The sequence below is a fragment of the Vibrio sp. CAU 1672 genome, assembly GCF_029223195.1.
Classification (GTDB): domain Bacteria; phylum Pseudomonadota; class Gammaproteobacteria; order Enterobacterales; family Vibrionaceae; genus Vibrio.
The window spans coordinates 49,648-68,029 of record NZ_JARHUF010000012.1 but is presented as its reverse complement, the minus strand read 5'-3'; the positions used below and the strand labels follow the sequence as shown (position 1 = coordinate 68,029).

The 18,382-nt window shown below is 47.3% G+C and carries 16 protein-coding genes; 7 read left to right on the top strand and 9 right to left on the bottom strand.

Annotated elements, in window-relative coordinates:
- Position 1 precedes the first annotated feature (1 nt).
- From P2G85_RS12660 to P2G85_RS12645, 4 genes are all read left to right on the top strand, one after another.
- Positions 2-850 carry a protein-glutamate O-methyltransferase CheR gene (locus P2G85_RS12660; protein WP_275864446.1) on the top strand — a complete coding sequence of 283 codons (849 nt, stop codon included), beginning with the start codon at positions 2-4 and terminating at the stop codon, positions 848-850.
- Between the two features lie 13 nt (positions 851-863).
- Entirely contained in the window at positions 864-1,469 is a 606-nt protein-coding gene (locus tag P2G85_RS12655; protein WP_275864445.1) for a chemotaxis protein CheB, read from the top strand.
- Positions 1,453-2,469, top strand: a complete 1,017-nt coding sequence (locus P2G85_RS12650) for a diguanylate cyclase (protein ID WP_275864444.1) — start codon at positions 1,453-1,455, stop codon at positions 2,467-2,469. The genes P2G85_RS12655 and P2G85_RS12650 overlap by 17 nt, the downstream gene beginning before the upstream one ends.
- Positions 2,470-2,724: 255 nt before the next feature.
- Positions 2,725-3,312: a DUF99 family protein gene (locus tag P2G85_RS12645; protein WP_275864443.1), complete on the top strand. Its 588-nt coding sequence runs from the start codon at positions 2,725-2,727 to the stop codon at positions 3,310-3,312.
- A 141-nt stretch (positions 3,313-3,453) separates the two neighbouring features.
- Here P2G85_RS12645 and P2G85_RS12640 read toward each other — a convergent pair whose 3' ends face one another.
- Positions 3,454-3,654, bottom strand: coding sequence for a DUF2986 domain-containing protein (locus P2G85_RS12640; RefSeq protein ID WP_275864442.1), 201 nt, complete (start codon positions 3,652-3,654; stop codon positions 3,454-3,456).
- A gap of 231 nt (positions 3,655-3,885) precedes the next feature.
- Here P2G85_RS12640 and P2G85_RS12635 point away from each other — a divergent pair, with 231 nt between their 5' ends.
- The gene (locus P2G85_RS12635) at positions 3,886-4,314 is read left to right on the top strand and encodes a nitrous oxide-stimulated promoter family protein (RefSeq protein WP_275864441.1); all 429 of its coding nucleotides are present in this window, start codon (positions 3,886-3,888) and stop codon (positions 4,312-4,314) included.
- A 45-nt stretch (positions 4,315-4,359) separates the two neighbouring features.
- On the opposite strand, the gene P2G85_RS12630 is transcribed toward P2G85_RS12635, so the two are convergent.
- On the bottom strand, positions 4,360-5,517 hold the full coding sequence (locus P2G85_RS12630) for an MFS transporter (RefSeq protein ID WP_275864440.1): 1,158 nt from the start codon (positions 5,515-5,517) through the stop codon (positions 4,360-4,362).
- Between the two features lie 177 nt (positions 5,518-5,694).
- Entirely contained in the window at positions 5,695-6,129 is a 435-nt protein-coding gene (gene trxC / locus P2G85_RS12625) for a thioredoxin TrxC (RefSeq protein ID WP_275864439.1), read from the bottom strand.
- A gap of 185 nt (positions 6,130-6,314) precedes the next feature.
- Here trxC and P2G85_RS12620 point away from each other — a divergent pair, with 185 nt between their 5' ends.
- Entirely contained in the window at positions 6,315-7,418 is a 1,104-nt protein-coding gene (locus tag P2G85_RS12620) for a ketoacyl-ACP synthase III (protein ID WP_275864438.1), read from the top strand.
- 147 nt (positions 7,419-7,565) lie between these two features.
- Here P2G85_RS12620 and P2G85_RS12615 read toward each other — a convergent pair whose 3' ends face one another.
- The 6 genes from P2G85_RS12615 to uhpT form a co-directional block, all read right to left on the bottom strand.
- Positions 7,566-8,828: a hydroxymethylglutaryl-CoA reductase gene (locus tag P2G85_RS12615; protein WP_275864437.1), complete on the bottom strand. Its 1,263-nt coding sequence runs from the start codon at positions 8,826-8,828 to the stop codon at positions 7,566-7,568.
- Between the two features lie 264 nt (positions 8,829-9,092).
- Positions 9,093-10,301: a mannose-6-phosphate isomerase, class I gene (gene manA / locus P2G85_RS12610; protein WP_275864436.1), complete on the bottom strand. Its 1,209-nt coding sequence runs from the start codon at positions 10,299-10,301 to the stop codon at positions 9,093-9,095.
- Positions 10,302-10,423: 122 nt separating this feature from the next.
- Complete coding sequence (locus tag P2G85_RS12605) at positions 10,424-11,764, bottom strand: MFS transporter (RefSeq protein WP_275864435.1); 1,341 nt, start codon at positions 11,762-11,764, stop codon at positions 10,424-10,426.
- A gap of 7 nt (positions 11,765-11,771) precedes the next feature.
- Positions 11,772-13,271 carry a signal transduction histidine-protein kinase/phosphatase UhpB gene (uhpB, locus tag P2G85_RS12600; protein WP_275864434.1) on the bottom strand — a complete coding sequence of 500 codons (1,500 nt, stop codon included), beginning with the start codon at positions 13,269-13,271 and terminating at the stop codon, positions 11,772-11,774.
- On the bottom strand, positions 13,271-13,879 hold the full coding sequence (gene uhpA / locus P2G85_RS12595) for a transcriptional regulator UhpA (RefSeq protein WP_275864433.1): 609 nt from the start codon (positions 13,877-13,879) through the stop codon (positions 13,271-13,273). Before uhpA ends, uhpB begins: the two co-directional genes overlap by 1 nt.
- Positions 13,880-14,018: 139 nt before the next feature.
- Positions 14,019-15,413 (bottom strand): hexose-6-phosphate:phosphate antiporter, encoded by a 1,395-nt coding sequence (uhpT, locus tag P2G85_RS12590; protein ID WP_275864432.1) that lies wholly within the window; start codon positions 15,411-15,413, stop codon positions 14,019-14,021.
- 667 nt (positions 15,414-16,080) lie between these two features.
- Here uhpT and P2G85_RS12585 point away from each other — a divergent pair.
- A complete protein-coding gene (locus P2G85_RS12585) occupies positions 16,081-18,366 on the top strand; it encodes an EAL domain-containing protein (RefSeq protein ID WP_275864431.1) in 2,286 nt (761 codons plus the stop codon).
- The last annotated feature ends 16 nt before the right edge of the window (positions 18,367-18,382 follow it).

Sequence of the window (18,382 nt, the reverse complement as noted above, 5' to 3'; positions counted from 1 at the left end):
TATGAGTCATGTCGTGGAAATAAATGACGAACAGCTGGAGATCCAGCTGTTTCTGGAAGCGATCTACAGAAAATATGGATATGATTTCAGAGAGTATTCGGTTGCGCATACCCGGCGCCGACTCGAGTACCGACGTGCAGCTGAAGGCATGAAAAATTATTCAGAGATGCTACACAAGGTCATTTATGACCCGCGCTTCTTTGAACAGATCCTGCTTGATCTTTCTATCAACGTCACGGAGATGTTTCGCGATCCCTGGTTCTATAAAAAAGTCAGAGAAATCGTGTTACCTCACCTGAAAACCTATCCGTTTGTAAAAGTCTGGCATGCCGGCTGCTCTGCTGGTCAGGAAGTGTATTCCATGGGTATCCTTCTTGAAGAAGAAGGGATGAACGAGCGAGCCCAACTGTATGCCACAGATTTTAATGAAGCGATACTGGAAAAAGCGCAAAAGGGCATTTACCCGATGGATCTGGTTCGCCAGTACACCACCAACTATCAGGCGTCGGGTGGTCTTAATTCATTTTCGGATTACTACACGGCGGACTACGAACACGTGATCATTAAAAACCGTTTGCGAGACAATGTGTTGTTCACTCCACACAACCTGGCAACCGACGGTGTATTTGGTGAAATGAATGTCATATTTTGCAGAAATGTCCTGATTTACTTTAATCGGGAGTTGCAGAACAAAGTCTTTCAGCTGTTTTATGACAGTTTGGTTCCTGGTGGTTTTCTTTGTCTTGGCTCTAAGGAGAGCCTGAGATTTTCGGGTATAGCTGAGAAGTTTGAGCTGGTTTCTGAAAGAGAGAAAATCTACCGGAAGAAGCGTGAACCCGTCATAGGGTAAGGAGTCAGAGACAATGCGGGCTGTTTGCGAAAATGTTGCCTACCGGGCAGTAGTGATAGGAGCCTCTGCCGGGGGCTTGGCGGCAATGGAAACTGTGTTAACAAAGTTAAAGCCTGGTTTCTGTCTTCCGGTATTACTGGTACAGCACATTAGCCCCAATGTTGAAAGTTACCTTGCCGCCCATTTCAGTAAACGCTCTTCTCTTAAAGTAAAGGAGGGGGAGGACAAAGAACCGATTCGTAGGGGCGAGCTGTATATTGCCCCCCCTAACTATCATATGCTGGTGGAAGTTGATGGTTCTATTGCCTTGTCTATTGATGCTCCGGTCAATTACTCCCGCCCATCCATTGATGTGCTGTTTGAATCAGCATCTGATTACTATGGTCATCAGCTGATAGGCATTGTGTTAACCGGAGCAAACTCTGATGGAGCATTAGGTTTAAAAAAAATAAAGCAACGGGGCGGATTGGCGGTCGTCCAGTCGGTCGAAACCGCTGAGGCCACGGCCATGCCACAGGCAGCAATCGATGCTGTTGATGTAGACCATGTCATTTCGCTGGAAGATATTGGTGATTTTTTAAATAGCGTATGTGAGTGTAAGAATGACACAGCGTCCTAAAATTTTGATCGTAGATGATCGTCTTGAGAACCTGATAGCACTGGAAAACTTGCTGGAGCCATTTAACGCTGAGGTTATTCGTGCTCAGTCCGGGCCTGAAGCGCTTGGGCATACGTTGGATCATGACTTTGCCCTGGTGTTACTTGATGTAGAAATGCCAGATATGGATGGGTATGAAGTCGCAGAATTAATGCGCGGTAACAGGAAAACCAAATCGGTACCGATCATTTTTGTTACGGCCCGTTCTAAAACCGAATCACATCTTTTTAAAGGCTATGAGTCCGGTGCGGTGGACTACCTGTTTAAGCCACTTGAAGCTGTAGTATTTAATGGCAAGATTCGTATTTTTATTGAGCTATATGAGCAAAAAGAAGCGTTGCAAAGGAAAAATATCGAGTTCAATCAAAAGCTTGCTGAGTTAGAAGAGCTTCAGCAGCAACTGGAAGAGTCAAATGAACAGCTGTTCATGCTGTCTACGACCGATGGCTTGACCGGATTACTCAATAAGCGTCGCTATGATGAGATATTCAAAGAAGAATGGGTGAGAGCATCAAGAACCAAAACTCCGCTGTCTCTGGTCTTATTGGATATCGATCATTTTAAACTTTATAACGATAGTTTCGGTCACTATATGGGTGACGATTGCCTGAGAGTTATCGCTAATGCAATCAGCGATATGCCATTAAGAGAGCTTGATCGAGTGGCGCGCGTCGGGGGGGAGGAGTTTGCGATTATCCTTCCGGATACGGAGCTAGACGGAGCGGGACTGGTTGCAGAAAGAGCAAGGCAAGTCATTGAAATGTTGGCTATTCCGCATAAAGCTGAGAGTGGAAGAGATCACGTAACGGCCAGTTTCGGAGTCAGTTCAGTTTACCCTGGAGAGTCATCACTGCCGCGCGAACTTTCTGAAGCCGCTGATGATGCGCTGTATGAATCTAAGAAAAAAAACCGAAATTGTGTAACATGCAGAGCAGTAACCAGCGTCGCGATGGAGCGTTGAAGTACATAATACCAGCCTACATAAGTATCTGATCATTCTTGCTGGTTAAAATTGCGGATAACAGTGTTGTAGATTTGGTAATTAGAATAACTAGTTACCAAATCTATGCCTTGTTCTAAGCGATATGTCCTGCACAAATACCTGAAACACCTACTTATCCAGATTGGTATAAGTACAGTCGACTTTGCTCATTTGATTTACGTGACAACGCCATCACTATACTAAGTGTATGGAGACCAATGGAGCGTCACGTAAATGAAGCCACTTGAAGAACTGTTACGTTTAAACCGCCAGATCCGGGTGATCGGTTTTGATGACGCGCCTTTTGAGCGCAGGCCGGGGGCATTGGTCCATATCTCAGGGATCGTCTGCTCTGGTACGCGCTTTGAAGGTATGCTTTGGGGAGAAACAACTAAAGATGGCAATGATGCCACTGAGGTCATTTCGACCTTGCTCAAGCAGAGTAAATTTTATGAGCAAGTCAATGTGGTTCTCACCGACGGCCTGACGGTTGGCGGGTTTAATCTGATTGATTTGCCGGCGCTGGCGGAGGTTTTGCAGCGTCCCTGCATTGCCGTGATGCGCAAACCGCCCGACATGGCGGCGATTGATTATGCACTACAACACTTTCCGGACTATGAGCAGCGTAAATCCACATTGCTCAAAGCGGGTCCGATATATACCCACCACGCTTTTGTTTACCAGGCGTGCGGATGTGAGCCAGAAACGGCAGCACAAGTATTAGCGCTATTAACCGATACCGGCAATGTGCCCGAGGCTTTGCGCCTGGCACATATGATCGGTGCCGCTGTGGTTACAGGTGAAAGTAATAATCGGGCATAGTCATCGACGTTATCTGATGGATTTTTGTCGTTCGTTCGCCTGAAAGCTTATTTTGTAACTCCCGTTTCCCTGCGGCTACAGAGCTAAGAGGCCGTAATCCTAAAGCCTGACGCCAGCGGGCCTGGAACGAAGAAAGCTACGTTAGCTTTCGTCGGTTGATACGATGTCTAGCGTTTCTGTTTGATCTGTAGTTGGCTCAACGGCCTGATTCTGCGCTTCTGCTTCCATCTTTGCCCGTTCGGCTTTAGAGATGTAACGTGGCTTGTTGCTCTTATGCAGTTTTGCATTTTGTTTTTTCTGCTTCGCTTTTAAGATCTGATTGATTTTCTTTTTGCGGTTCATAGTCTGGCCCTTTGATTGAGCGAGGCAGGATAGTGATTTTTCTGATAAGTTACAAGCCGAATCAGTCATTAGTGAAACGCCGTGACCTGACAGGAATGAAGCCGTGATGAATGACGGGGAATGGTGCTGAACGTATACAGGGCAGATTAAACGCGCGGGTTTGCGCACGTTGTCGTAAGATAGGCCAGTTCTTATAGGGCTGCACAGACAAGATGTAACAAGGCGAAAGCAATGAGCGATATTTTAGTGGGTAAACTTGCCACAGAATTCAAAACTGTCAAGGCGATGGTCGAGATATACTGCCGGGATCACCATGATACAAAAACATTGTGTGCAGACTGCCGGGAGTTGCTGGATTATGCTGAACTGCGTTTGGATCGTTGCCCTTATGGTGAAGCTAAACCGACCTGTAACCAATGTCCGATCCATTGTTACAAGCCCCAGCCAAAAGAGCAGATGCGTTTAGTCATGCGTTATGCCGGGCCGCGGATGCTGTTGAAACATCCGATTTTAGCTATTTGGCATCTGGTGCACGAAAAGCGTAAAGTACCGGAGAAGCCCCAAGCGAATGCGTCGAATCGCCATCAACGTACTATTCATCAACGTGCTAATCATCAACGTACGGTGGGGCAGCAGAAAAACAAACGCCCGGACAAGTAGTGTGTGATTTGTCCGGGCGAAAGTAAATGTGGTTGTGAGTGATTATTAGCCAGCGATCATCTGTGGCTTGGTTTTACTGGCTGCCAACAGCATGTAGATACCTGTTGCCAGCAGCGCCGCAAATAAATAACCCAGTAAGCCGTGGACTTGACCCATAAACTGGCCGGCAACCACAGGGCCGGCTACGGAACCAATACTGTAGCTAAATAACATCACTTGTGTGGCGGAGACAATATATCGCTCGTCCAGTCCCTCACAGCCTAAGTTAATCGCAATCGGGTACAGGGCAAAAGTCGCCATTCCCAGCAGAAACAGCGCGGCTGCGAGCAAAACGGCTGACGATGAAACGAACGTCAAACCAATTGAAAAAATCCCGACAATACAAAATAACGCCATCAGTACCGTGCGGCTGATGTATCGGTTTAAGGCGGTTACCATAGGTTGAACCAGCATCCCCCCCAGGATCACCAATGCCATTAAAGTTCCGATATCCTGGTGGCTGATTTGGCGGTTTGCCAGTTCAACAGGCATCAGGCCATAAATTGCACCAAGGGTTAAGCCAGAGACGATACAACCGATAATTGCCGCGTGGTTTAGCTTTGATATCTGCTTAACCGACAGCGCGGTTGACTCGTGGCTGTTTGGCTGTTCGCAGTCAATGAACATCAGTACCAGCATTGCGATCAGAATCAGTGTCGTCATGGCAATAAAGGGGACGCCGCCGCTGACGCCGAGAATCCCAATACCGAACTGACCCAGCGCAGAGCCACCGTACAAAGACAGCATGTATAAGCTCAGGCGTTTTGCCCGTGATGATTCATCGCCGGCCATCAGCCATGATTCAACGATGACGAACACGCCGGCGACGGCAATGCCGGCAATAAAGCGAGCGCCCAGCCATAGCATCCCGTTAGGGAAAACAGGCAATGCGATGATAGTAAGTGAGAAGGCTGCCAGACAGCCGACGAATGCTTTTCGGTGCCCAAGGTGGCGTACAACACGTTCAAAAAATATAGCTCCAATCAACAGGCCGCAATAAAACACACTCGCCAGCCAACTCGCGTAGCCGGCGGCAATGTGGTATTCACCAAGCATCAGAGGAATTAAGCTCATCAAATAGCCTGACGCAACGGCATAAAGAGACAGTGCGATAACAGGAACAGTGACTTGTGGTGATTTTGCGGAAAGAACCGTGTTTTCCAATGTTTTACGCCTATAAGTGAAGTTAAATCTAGAGGTTATTTGGCGCGAATATGAGGCGAATGAAAGAGGAAGTAAAATGATAAATTTGAGTCGTTGCGACAAATTTTATTTATCAAACAATGTGCAAAAATAGGGGCATGAAAACGCCAGCCTTACGGGGGAGGCTGGCGGAATAAATTATTTGCTAAGTGCCTGATTTAACCATTGATTAAACTGATTCTTTGGCAGGGCCCCGTTGATCGTATCCACACGCTGACCCTGTTTGAACACCATGACGGTCGGGATGCTGCGGATGCCAAACTGGGCGGCAAGCTGCTGCTCGGTTTCAGTATTTATCTTAATAAAACGCAGCTTGCCTTCATGTTCCTTCGCTACATCCGAGAAAACAGGTGCAAAGCCGACGCAAGGGTTACACCACGGCGCCCAAAAATCGATGACAACCGGGATATCGCTTTCTAGTAACGATGATAAGTTTTCTTGGGTGCCTTCTACTGGTGCGCCGTCAAACAACGCATTTTTGCACTTTCCGCAAGTTGCGCTCTCTGACACTCGAGCGGTCGGAACGCGATTTAAACCACCACATGAAGGGCAACGAGTTTTAAACGATGACATGACTTCCTCATTATTATGTTTTACTGCAAACTGGACTTACCAGTCAGCTGCAGAATGCGTATACTTCGTTAATCTTATATCAATTTATTTTATAGCAATATTGATGACTTATAGCGTAAGTCACTTATTGAGCCTGACTAGGTTCTAAAAAAATTCATTAAAATACAACACTAAATAGGTCTGCAATGGCAAATTATTACGCAGAAATTACGGGATGGGGAAAATGCGTACCCCAGGCGGTGCTCTCTAACGATGATCTGAGCACTTTTCTGGACACATCTGATGAATGGATTCGCACACGCACCGGTATTGAGAACCGTCGTATCAGCCACGTTAACACATCGGACATGGCAACGGTCGCCGCCAAACAGGCGATGGCTCGGGCGGGCGTGGAAGCAGATGATATCGATCTGATCATTGTCGCTACCTGTTCACCAGATTCGCTGATACCCAATATCGCATCTAAGGTGCAACAGAATCTTGAGGTGCGTTCAGCCGCAGCATTTGATTTAAACGCGGCCTGTACCGGATTCGTCTACGGCTTAGAGACCGGCACGCGTTTGATGCAGTCTGGTAATTATCGTCATGCCATCATTATTGGTGCGGAGAGACTGTCGTTCTACATCGACTGGTCGCGTCGCGATACTGCGGTGTTATTTGGTGATGGCTCGGGTGCTGTCGTATTAAGCCGTACAGAGCAAGAGTGCGGGTTACTCAACGCGAAGATCGGCTGTGATGCCAAAGGGCGCGATATTCTTTCTGTACCTAAATTTGGTACTTGCATGGATCGTTTTGCGGCAGACAACGGTTACTGGGATTTCAATTTTGTCGGCCAGGAAATCTTTAAGCGAGCGGTGAAAGGAATGGGGCGCGCGGCTCAAACCGTGTTAGCTCAATCTCAACTGACTACAGATAACATTGATGTGGTGATCCCACATCAGGCAAACATCCGTATTATTCAGACCCTGTGCGACTTGTCAGGCATTCCGCACGAGAAGGCATTCGTCAATATTCAGAATTACGGTAATACCTCGGCTGCGACCGTACCGATTGCTTTATGTGAGGCGCTGGAGCAAGGCCGTGTTAAACCTGGTGACAATCTGTTGCTGGCGGCATTTGGTGCAGGGCTGACCTGGGGCGCAGCGGTACTTAAGTGGGGTGACCGTGTCACGCCAATCGCAGAAAGTGATGCCCAGCTTCCGGCCTGTGAGCAGACTGCACTGGAGCTACTGGAACGCGCTATTACGCTGTGTAACCAGCGCCGTGCCGAGCAGCCAGATGCGGAGTAAGTAAGATCATAGATAAAAGGGAGCGAAATGCTCCCTTTTTTAGTTCCGACAGGCGTCAGGTGCGGTTAAACCGGCGTGGCTGAGCGTGAGGTTCGTCACTGCTTGCTCAGAGGCAATGACACAAGCTCTGCGTGTCCGTTTTGGGTTTTATTTTCGCGCCAGTTTATGATGCGCGCGGGTAAAGTGATCGGCACAAAATGCCCCCACAATTGACAGTTCACCCGCCAGACACAAGGCAGCGGCGACTTCAGCCAGTGCTTTGGCTTTGCCGTTGCCATACAGCCCTAAAATATCTAAACATGCCTTTTGTGTTGGCAAACCGGTGCCGCCACCGATGGTTCCGACCATAATGTTGGGTAAGGTCACGGAGGCATACAGATCGCCCTGATCGGTGACATCCATCCGAGTGATGCCAACTGCTGATTCCGCCACACAAGCCGCATCCTGGCCGCAGGCGATATACAACGCGGCGAGGGCATTGGCGTAATGCGCGTTGACCCCGATCGTGCCACTGAGTAAGCCACCAACGGTATTCATCTTACCAAATTTAACCATCGACTCTGGTGTTGTATGCAAATACTTATTGACCAAATCTGCAGAGATAGTGACTTCGGCGGACACCTTTTTGCCCCGAACCGCACGTAAGGTGTGTGCGTTGGGTTTTTTGTCGCCGGATAAGTTACCGTCGAGAAACGCTTCGACCGGCTTGATCGGGCTGTTGGCCAAAATATGGTGGAACACCTGGTGGGTGGCGATGGTCACCATGTTCTGGCCGGATGCATCGCCCGTTGTATATTCGAACACCAGATAAACGTGGTTGCCTTCAATATTGACATTAATGTCTTTGAGTTTGCCGTGAGCAGTCGTCGACTCGGCTATTTGACGGAAAACATCATATTGCGTCACCACCCAGTTCACAAACTGGGCCGATTCAGCCAGGCTTCGGAAAGCAAACACCGGAGTTCGGCTGACGCCTTCACTGAGCAGCAGGGCACTGGCTCCGCCAGCTGCGGTAATTAGATTTGCCCCGCGGTTATAAGATGCGACCAGGGCAGCCTCGGTGGTCGCCAGTGGTACCAGATAATCATCGTCGGCAAACAAGCCGTTGACTCTCAGCGGGCCGGCAACCCCAACCGGCAAGTTTACCGAGCCAATAAAGTGTTCGATGTTTTTGGCGTAGGCGTCGTAGTGTTCAAGTGTCGATGAGTCGAGCAGTGCTTGTTTATCGGTAAGTGGTTCAAGAACCTGCCAGCGTTTGGCTAGATGCTTATCGCTTAATCCCGGGCTCAAACACAGGCGCTTGCTGGGTTTGTGAAATTTCGGTTCTAAGGCCGATTGAATGTCTTCACAGTTTTTTGTCTCGGACAGCGCAGAGCGTTTGGCCAGATTGTCTAAATTTAGTTTCGGCATACAAGCATCAAACAAAAGAGTGGGACTGAGATTGTAGTGATTAAGACACCGATTACAACGCCGATTATACGTTTTGCAACACATACGACCTGTTGATGAATAATGGTATTAAAATGGTTTTATATCCAACCGAGATGACTTGGTGAGGTTTATACGCAGTGTAGATAAAACTGTGGCATCACCAGTTATCGGTGGGCAAATGGGTGTGAAAGAAAACATAACCCAGCCTTGGATATGGCTGGGTTAAGCAGAAGGAGGGAGGGATTACTGGTTGAATGCTCTGGCAACACGTCCTGAGCTGCTGACGGTATAACGGCCGACATAAGCGGGAATAAACACCGATTGGCCTTTGACCGCGGTCAGTATCTCACCATTAGCGCTAAGTAGAGTGAGGTTGTCATCAATCGCCAGCAGAATCTCGGCACTGCTGGTGACTACTTGTTCATTTTCTGGCTGATGCAAAATGCTGAAGCTGAAATCCGTTACGGGGACGGCATAATCGTGGTGACAGCCATGCTGTGTAGGGGCAAGACGTAAGCTACCATAAGGTTTTGGTACAAAATCGGTGCATTGGATCAGTTCGTCAATGTCCATATGTTTTGGGGTCAAGCCGGCACGGAGTACATTGTCTGAGTTCGCCATGATTTCAAGCCCAGTTCCTTTGATGTAGGCGTGTGGCGTTCTGGCACTTAAGAACATCGCTTCACCTGGCTTTAAGGTGATCACGTTAAGCAGCAGTGGGGCGAACAGGCCAATGTCTCCCGGATATTGGCCGGCAAGCTCAGTAACCAGCTGATAGAGCTCTTGGTTCGCGTTCATAGATGCGTACGTTAGCAATTGATCTAACGCGTTATCTTTTCTTTGCTTGCTCATTGAAAGCAGCTGGCTGAAAAAGGTCTCTAAGCCTTGCGAGTTTGGCTGCTGGTTGAAGCAGGTCAATAGCTCGCTCAGTTCAGGGATATTAAGCCTGGTGAATTCATCAATGATCTCTTGATATGAGCGAAACCCGTTCATCGCCTGGTAGTCGGTTAAGGCATAAACCAGTTCAGGTTTATGGTTAGGATCTTTGTAGTTACGGCAACTGTCGGTCAGGGGGATTCCGGCGCGCTGTTCTTTGTCAAATCCGCGTTCGGCGTCTTGTTTGCTAGGGTGTACCTGGATGGACAGGGCACTGTCAGCGGCAAGGATTTTAAACAGGAACGGCAAGTCGCCAAATTGTGTTGCGGTTTCTGCTGACAGGTAGGCTGACTGATCCTTGCTGATCAGCTCTGAGAGTGACACTGCTTGCTGGCCCAGATTCACGTTTGAGCAGCCATTGGGGTGCGTGCCCATCCATACTTCAGCCTGAGGCTGGTTGGTGTCATTGGCAAACCCAAACAGTTCACGGATAGAGGAGGGGCTTCCCCAGGCATAATTTTGGATTTTATTGTCCATCGGAAAGAAGCAATGTGCTGAAATATTGTTCAAATTCATGAATTTTATCCATAGTTAACCCTCCGAACTGAATCGGAAGAAAGTCAGGTGGGTGGAATTGAGCAGAGGCGAGTGGTATTACACCACTTGCCTGCTAACCAGAGTCGGTGAGTGGAGCCGGTCTATAAACGCGGCTTCGGCTCAAGAGGTTTTTTCGGTGATTGCGCTTGCAAAAATGGTAATAGCAATAAGCCAATTACCGCTGCACAAACTGAGATGGTGATGAAAAATCCCCGCCATTGATACGCTTCAACAATGAGGGCGAGTGGATACCCGGACAGCGCTGCCCCCATATAGGCAAACAGGCCGACAAATCCGGTCGCCGCTCCGGGAGAATCTTTGTGCGAGCACTCTGCCGCCGCCATACCAATCAGCATCTGTGGACCAAATACAAAGAAGCCGACAGAAAACAGCCCGGCGGCCTGGAAGGCGAAATTAGTCAGCGGCATCAGCCATAGTGCGGAGACAGATAAGAAAATACCACTGGCAAACAGCAGGTTCATCGGGCCTCGGTTACCCCCGAACAGTTTGTCGGAGCCCCAACCGGCAACCAGTGAGCCGACAAAACCGCCAATTTCAAACATCGACAGTGCGGCATTAGCATTGATCAGGCTGTAGTGGTGCTGTTCGGTCAAATACAGGTTGCCCCAATCATTGATGGCGGTGCGTACGATGTAAACCAGCACGTAGCTAAAAGCCAGCAGCCAGATGTATTTGTTGTTGAACACATATGACGTCAGGATTTGCCGATAACTGAGCCCCCGGTCGTGGTTCTCCTGTGCTAGTTCCAGTGGGTCATTGCGCCACTGGCCGACGCTTGGCAGGCCAAGGGAGGTTGGTTTGTCACGTAAACGCCAGCAAACCAGTACGCCGAGCAATACGCCAATGCACCCGGGCAGAATAAAGCCTTCACGCCAGCTGTAGTGCAGGGTGAGATAGCCGACAAGGATCGGGATCAGCGCACCACCAATATTGTGCGCAGTGTTCCAGATCGCCCAGCGGGAACCTCGTTCTGAACGCGAATACCAGGTTGTCAGCAGTTTAGAACAAGAGGGCCAACCCCAGCCCTGGAACCAGGCGTTTAACATCCATAGCATGATGAATGCCATCAGTGAGTTGGAAAAGCCAAAGGCAATATTGATTAAACCGGTGGCGATCAGACCAAAGCCCATAAAGTAACGAGGGTTGGAGCGATCCGATATGGTGCCGGAGATAAATTTAGAGCAGCCGTAGGTCAGGTAAAAAAGCGTACCAATCAGCCCAAGATCACCTTTATCCAACCCCAGTTCAGAAATCATCGCCGGGGCGGCATAGTTGAAGGTTTTACGGGTAAAGTAAAAACCGGCATAGCCAACATACATGCCTAACATAATGTGCAGTCGCCAGTAACGATAACGTTGATCGATCTGCGCCTTGCTAAGGGTGGTGTGACTTTGCTTCGGTGAGCGTAAAAATCCAAACATGCTGTCGTTACACCTTTGGTAATGTAATGCTGATTTGAGTACCGCAAATGTGTTCATTGAGCGAGTCAATGACCATTTTGCCGCCGAGGGCATGGACACGTTCTTGCATGCCGCGTACTCCCATACCTTTCATGCTGTCCTGGGCCTTAAAGCCAACGCCGTCATCACTGATTAGTAGTGATACTGAGTCTTCTATTGTTAACTCTATCTCGATCAAACGCGCCTGAGCGTATTTGGCCGCATTGTTGAGTGACTCCTGGCATAACCGGAAGAGCGTAACTTTAAGAGTGTCACTTAACTGGGTGTAGTCGCCTTGCCAGTTCAGCTCGACCACGGTGCCATGGTTGGCAAACTCCATCTCTCTGGTTAATTGCTCAACTGATTCTTTCAGATCCAGATCATCGAGCATTTTGGGCCTTAGCTTGCTCAATAATCGCTTGGTAGTGTCATAGACATTCAGCGAAAGGCCTTCAATAGTATCGGCACAACGGGTGCTCATTTCGGCGCTGTCAATCCGTTTGATGATGCTGGCTTGGGTGCGGATTGCGGTGATGTTCTGGCCTATTTCATCATGCAGCTCGCGGGCAACATCACGCCTGACAGACTCTTCGGCTTTGATTAGCTGGCGAGACAGATTCTGGTTTCTGGATAACTCGCTACGTAATTGTTGGTTAAGGTCATTTTGTTTTTGCACCGCCATGCCGAGCATGATCCCGGTGATGGTTTGTGCGGAAAGTGACAACAGTAAATCTGTGATTTCCAGGTTGGTCACCCCACTGCGTGCTGCGATGAGTGCGACACTGTTGATCATGGTCGCGAGCAGTGCTCCCTGCCAACCGTAACGCAAGGCAAGAATGATGATTGGTATGGCCATGCAAAACGGTGCAAATCGCTTTAGCTCTTCCGGTAAGCTGGTTTGAATGACAATGTTGCTAATCAGCAGTAGCGAGTACATCAGGATGTGACGAACTTTAAAGGTGACGGTGTTGCTGATTAAATGGGATGTAAGTGGTGACCACTGATTCTGGAAAAGGTAGTTCCATAGCAGATAGCACATTGGCACCAGCATCAGCCCGCCAGAAATACTCGCCAGCCAAACCATGTATACCGACGGTACATGAAACCCGACTGCCATAACATTGACGAAGGCGTTAATCAGGATCACGATGCCCATCACGACAAGGTGCCGATTGTGATCGCCGTAATAATATTTTTTTGCTATCAGGGTTATGGGCATGCTGGCTGCACTGGCAACCAGGACTGTCAGCCACTGGGGCTGATCCAGCAGAATGGCCAGGGCAATCGCAAGGCTCCATTCAGCGAGATAGATTGCCGGCCAATAAAGCAGGCGTGTGTGCAGCGTGATCCCGAGTCGCAGTGCGAACGGGAACAGCAGAATCGCCACTTCCGGATCGTTGACAAAGTAATAGGCGATCACCCATAAGCAAAACCAAGCGCAAGCAGTCATGAAAACGCCGCAAATGGCCGTGACAGCATAAGAACGCATTAAAATGACTCTTGAGAAAATAGTTTGGCCAGTTCGACGTTGTTTTTAACGCCGAGCTTATCCATGGCATTTGCACGGTGGACATGCACCGTTTTATGGCTTAGCCCCAGTTCACCCGCGATCGATTTTACATCTAAGCCGGTTGCTAACAGCTGGCATACTTCGTTCTCGCGTCGCGTGAGCTGGCTCAGTGAAGCGGCTTTATTGCTGGGGGTAGCAAGTTTGATGGCAATGTCCGGGGTGAGGTAACACCCTCCGGAGGCACTGGTTCGTACCGCTTGAATGAGCTCATCGGGACTGCAGCGTTTACTCAGATAGCCTTTTGCCCCTAGTTTGAGCGATTTTTCAACCATCGCCGGGGAGTCATGGACACTGAGCATGATACAGGCGATGCTTTGGGGGACGTCACTGAGCAGGTTTAAGCCGCTTTCGTCTGGCATGGAGATATCCAGAATCACCACCTGGGGCTTGGATGCAGGCAGGCCGGTCCGAGCCTCTGCCACCGAACTGAACTGACCCACAACGGTAATATCCGGCTCCAGATTTAACAATTGAGCAAAACCAGAACGCACGATGACATGGTCATCAACCAGAGCAACGTTAATCATCACAACAACCTAAAATATGACAGCAGGAAAACAACAAAAACCCCGTCAGGAGCCAACACAAAAACTTCTAATGATACTTAACTAAGCAGTGAATGATAATGATCTCGCGCGCTTTACCGGAGTAAAGCGCGCGAAGTAATTAAGCTTGGTTTGTTGCTAAAGTTAGCTTTTTAGCCTGGCGAATCTTTTTCTCTTCCGCGATAGCGACAAAAGCAAGTAAGACAATACAAACTGCTGCTGAGGTATCCAGCGCGGCAAAGGTGCCTTTCCAGCCGGTTAAGCCAAAGATTGGTGTACCATCGGCGATCATACCAAGGCCGAGTTTCGCGAAACTGTCACCGATTAGGTAAGCGAAAGTACCTTTCACGCCGTCGGCAACACTGATGGCTTTTTTAGGTACAAAGCCAACGGCAGCAACACCGATAAGCAGTTGAGGACCAAACACTAAAAAGCCAAGCACAAATAGTGATGCTAAGTACATGAATTCACTGGTAGCGTGCTGGTAGAACTCAAGCGAGACAATAATCAAACCCAGAGATACGCAGGCAACTAACGCGCGGCGGCCATTGGCCAGATCTGACAGGTAACCCCACATTAATGTACCTACAAGTGCGCCGACCTCGAACAGGGTGAAACCAGAGATGGCGGTTTCTTTAGACAGGCCCAGCTCTTGGTATGCGTAAACAGTTGACCACTGGTCGATACCGATACGCACGATGTATAGGAAGATGTTGGCAAAACACAGTAACCAGATCACTTTGTTTTTAAGTACGTATTCAACAAAGATCTCTTTCTTGGTCATCTGGTTTTCTTCAGCGGCAGTGTCTTCTTCGCTGATCGCCTCATCAAACAGTTCTTCGACTTTACCCAGACCGTAAGCTTCCGGTGAATCGCTACCGAAACGCATGCCGATGAAGCCAACCACAATCGCAATGATCGAAGGGAAGACAAACATACCAATTACATGGCCGTCAAAAAGATAATTGGCACCAAACAGAGCGACACCCGCCGCACCGGCACCGCCGACATTGTGCGACATGTTCCACAGACCAAGGTAAGATCCGCGTTTGTTACGTGGGGTCCACTTGGTGATGGTTGAGTAGCTTGATGGTCCACCAGTACTCTGGAAGAAACCACTTAAAGCATAGAAAGCAACCATTAGGAACAGGCTGGCACTGCCACCGCCCATACTGAAACTGAAACCAAGCATGGCTAAGCCAGAAAGGATCAACATGAAAGGTAAGAACTGCTTGGTGTTTTTGCCATCGGCATAGTAAGACACAACGGTTTTACCGATACCGTAAGTGATCGAGAAGCCCAGACCAATTAAACCAAGGTCAGTCATTGATAGTCCGTAAGTCGAGATCATGTCGTTTTGCGCGACATTGAAGTTCTTACGGATCAAATACATGGTTAGGTAACCGATGAAGACAACCAGGTAAGACTGAAGAAACGGCTTGAACCACATTTTTCTTCTAACTTCGACCGGAAGGTCGAGCGTAGGCTTTCGCACTTGCTCAAGGAATTTTAACATTATCAACTCTCTAGTAATTATTCAGGGAACATAACGAGTCCGTTATGCGCTCTTGCTAAATTTGACTGACTGCGATTCTAGAGAGCGCGCATGTAGTGCACATGAGAGGAGGGCTTAGATCGCCTAGGAAAAATTCCTAGAAGCGGTGAAGGGGCATCAAAAGCGTGAAAAACGTCACATTTAAGTTCGATTAATGAGCCAGTGATAAAAGACAAAGTTGTTATCCAGTCCGGTTAGGCTTTTATTCACGGTCTTTTTTGCTTGGGCATATTATTTGTCAAAAAAGTTGTCTGGTTAGGTATGGCAGTATGCATGAGCAGCGTGGCTTGACATTCAGATACCTGATTTGGAAAAGAGCTTAATATCACAGCAAATTTGAAAACATATATTCCATTACACACAAGTGTTTTCTCTATCTTGCCCTTAGTTAAAGTTTTATCATCTGAGGAAAACGTTTTCTTTTTTCCGGGTATTTGCCGGGCGAATGTCACCTTCTTGTGCAAGTAAATACGTGTTACTAGCCTCAGTCATTAAAATGAAAAAATTCTATAAGTAATAAAGCTTTTGTAAAGCTCATAAAAATGCGGCGAGAGTATAGTAATTACAAGCTCATAAAAACAATTAAACTTAGTTGGCTATTAAATGTTCATAAAAAGGTGGCTATGTAATGCTACATAATCATGTAGATATTTTTCCATGGATTAACAGTTTTAACATTGGCATACATGAAATTGACAGGCAGCATAAAAAACTGGTTAGGCATTTTAACAAATTTGCCAGTTTTGCTATTCAACAACCCTCCAGTAGTGAAAGTTATACTCTGATTAATGAGTTGCTCGACTATGCTGCTTATCATTTTGAAGCCGAAGAACAGTTTTGGCTTAATGCGTTACCAGAAGGTCATTGGTTAGATGAGCATAGAGAGCATCACAAGCAATTTTTATGGCTTGTTAATGAACTCAAGAAAGACGTAGAAAATACCTTAGAAAAAGAGTGGCTTGAGGAGTTATTGCCTCTGTTTGCCCATCATATCCTTGAGGGCGATAAATATATGGCTTTACTGGTTGAGGCAACTCAAGCTGGTAAAGCTTTAGATGAAGCGGCTATTTGGGCTGACAAGGAAATGTGTGAGAAGTATAGAGAGTCAGTGGAAGTGCTTCTTTCTTTATACAAAACTCTTTCTGATAACACTATCCGCCTGATGCGCGAAATTAAAACAGGTAATCAGACTCTCAATAAGCTAACGGAGAATAAACGCTTTCTACATGAAGCCATGAATTATGCCCAAATCGGACGTTGGTCACAGTGCTATCACAAAAATATTGCCGACTGGTCCCCACAAATATTCACCATGTTTGGCCTTCCTCAAGAGGCAACTCCGGGTATAGAGTCACTTTTTTCTATTATGCATGAAGAATTTAAGCTGCCGTTTGTAAATTCTATTCAGCGAAGCTTTGATACAGGAGAAGAGCATTTTATTGAGTATCAGGTTACCCGTCCAAGTGATGGTGAATTGCGTTGGTTTGAGTCGCGTGGAAAAGTGGTATACCGGGCAGATGGCACGCCACATTTAATTTCCGGTTTTATTCAGGATATCACCACGCGTAAAGCCAATGAGGATAAAATTAAAAGATATGCTTACTATGACTTATTAACCTCATTACCTAATCGCCGTTTACTCTTAGAGCGGTTAAATAAGTTACTTGCCCTTAGCAAATACAGTAACAGTTATAATGCGTTGCTGTTCATTGATATTGATAACTTCAAAACGATCAATGACAGCCATGGGCACGATTATGGCGATGTTTTTCTTAAGCAGGTGGCCTGCCGGGTTCAGCAGAGTCTTCGTCAAGGGGATACATTAGCCAGAGTCGGGGGAGATGAGTTTGTGGTAATTTTGTCTGATTTAAGTGAAGATCAGCGAGAATCGGTCACTAAAACTCAACTAATTGCAGATACCATTTTGCATTCGATTGCCATGCCCTACACGATAAATAATCACCAGTTCAACAGTAGTGGCAGCATCGGCATGGTGCTTTTTAATGATACTTCGATACCATGCTCTAATTTAATGAAGTTCGCTGATATTGCGATGTATCAGGCTAAGCACCTTGGCAAAAATAGTACGTGTTTTTATGAAGCATGGATGCAAAAGAAAATATCAGAACGAGTTAAGCTTGAACGAAGACTTCGTAAAGCGATAGATAAACAGCAGTTTAAACTATATTATCAGCCGCAAGTTGATAATTATAAAAATGTGGTTGGCGCTGAAGCTCTTATTCGCTGGATGCATCCCGTGGATGGATTAATTAGTCCGGATGAATTTATTCCGTTGGCGGAAGACTCCGGACTAATTATACCTATTGGTGACTGGGTTCTGGAAACTGCTTGTCAGCAACTGAAGCGATGGAAAAGTGACAGAAAAACCCGAAATCTTACCTTAGCCATCAATGTCAGTTATAAGCAGTTCTGTCAGCCTGATTTTGTATCAAAGGTTATCCAGTTAGTGAATAAATATGGTGTTTCCAAGGGCAAACTCAAAATTGAGTTAACAGAGACCATGTTGGTCGATGATATTGAGTTGACCATATCCCACATGGAAACATTAAAAGAACTGGGGATTAAAATTTCACTGGATGATTTTGGTACAGGATACTCATCGCTTCAGCACCTGAAACAATTACCATTAAGCCAGTTAAAAATAGATCGTTCTTTCGTGACTGAACTGGAGTCGAATTCTAATGATCAGTCTATCGTCAAAACTATTATAGTGATGGCAAATGCACTGGATATCGATGTTATCGCTGAGGGCGTGGAAACGGCAGAGCAACAGGCTTATTTGTATGAGCATCGCTGTATGTCATATCAGGGGTATTTGTACAGTAAACCGGTGCCACTTGATGAGTTTGAGCGGTATTTAGTTGAGACAGAGATGGATGCGATCAACGCCTGATTCTCGGCCGGCACCG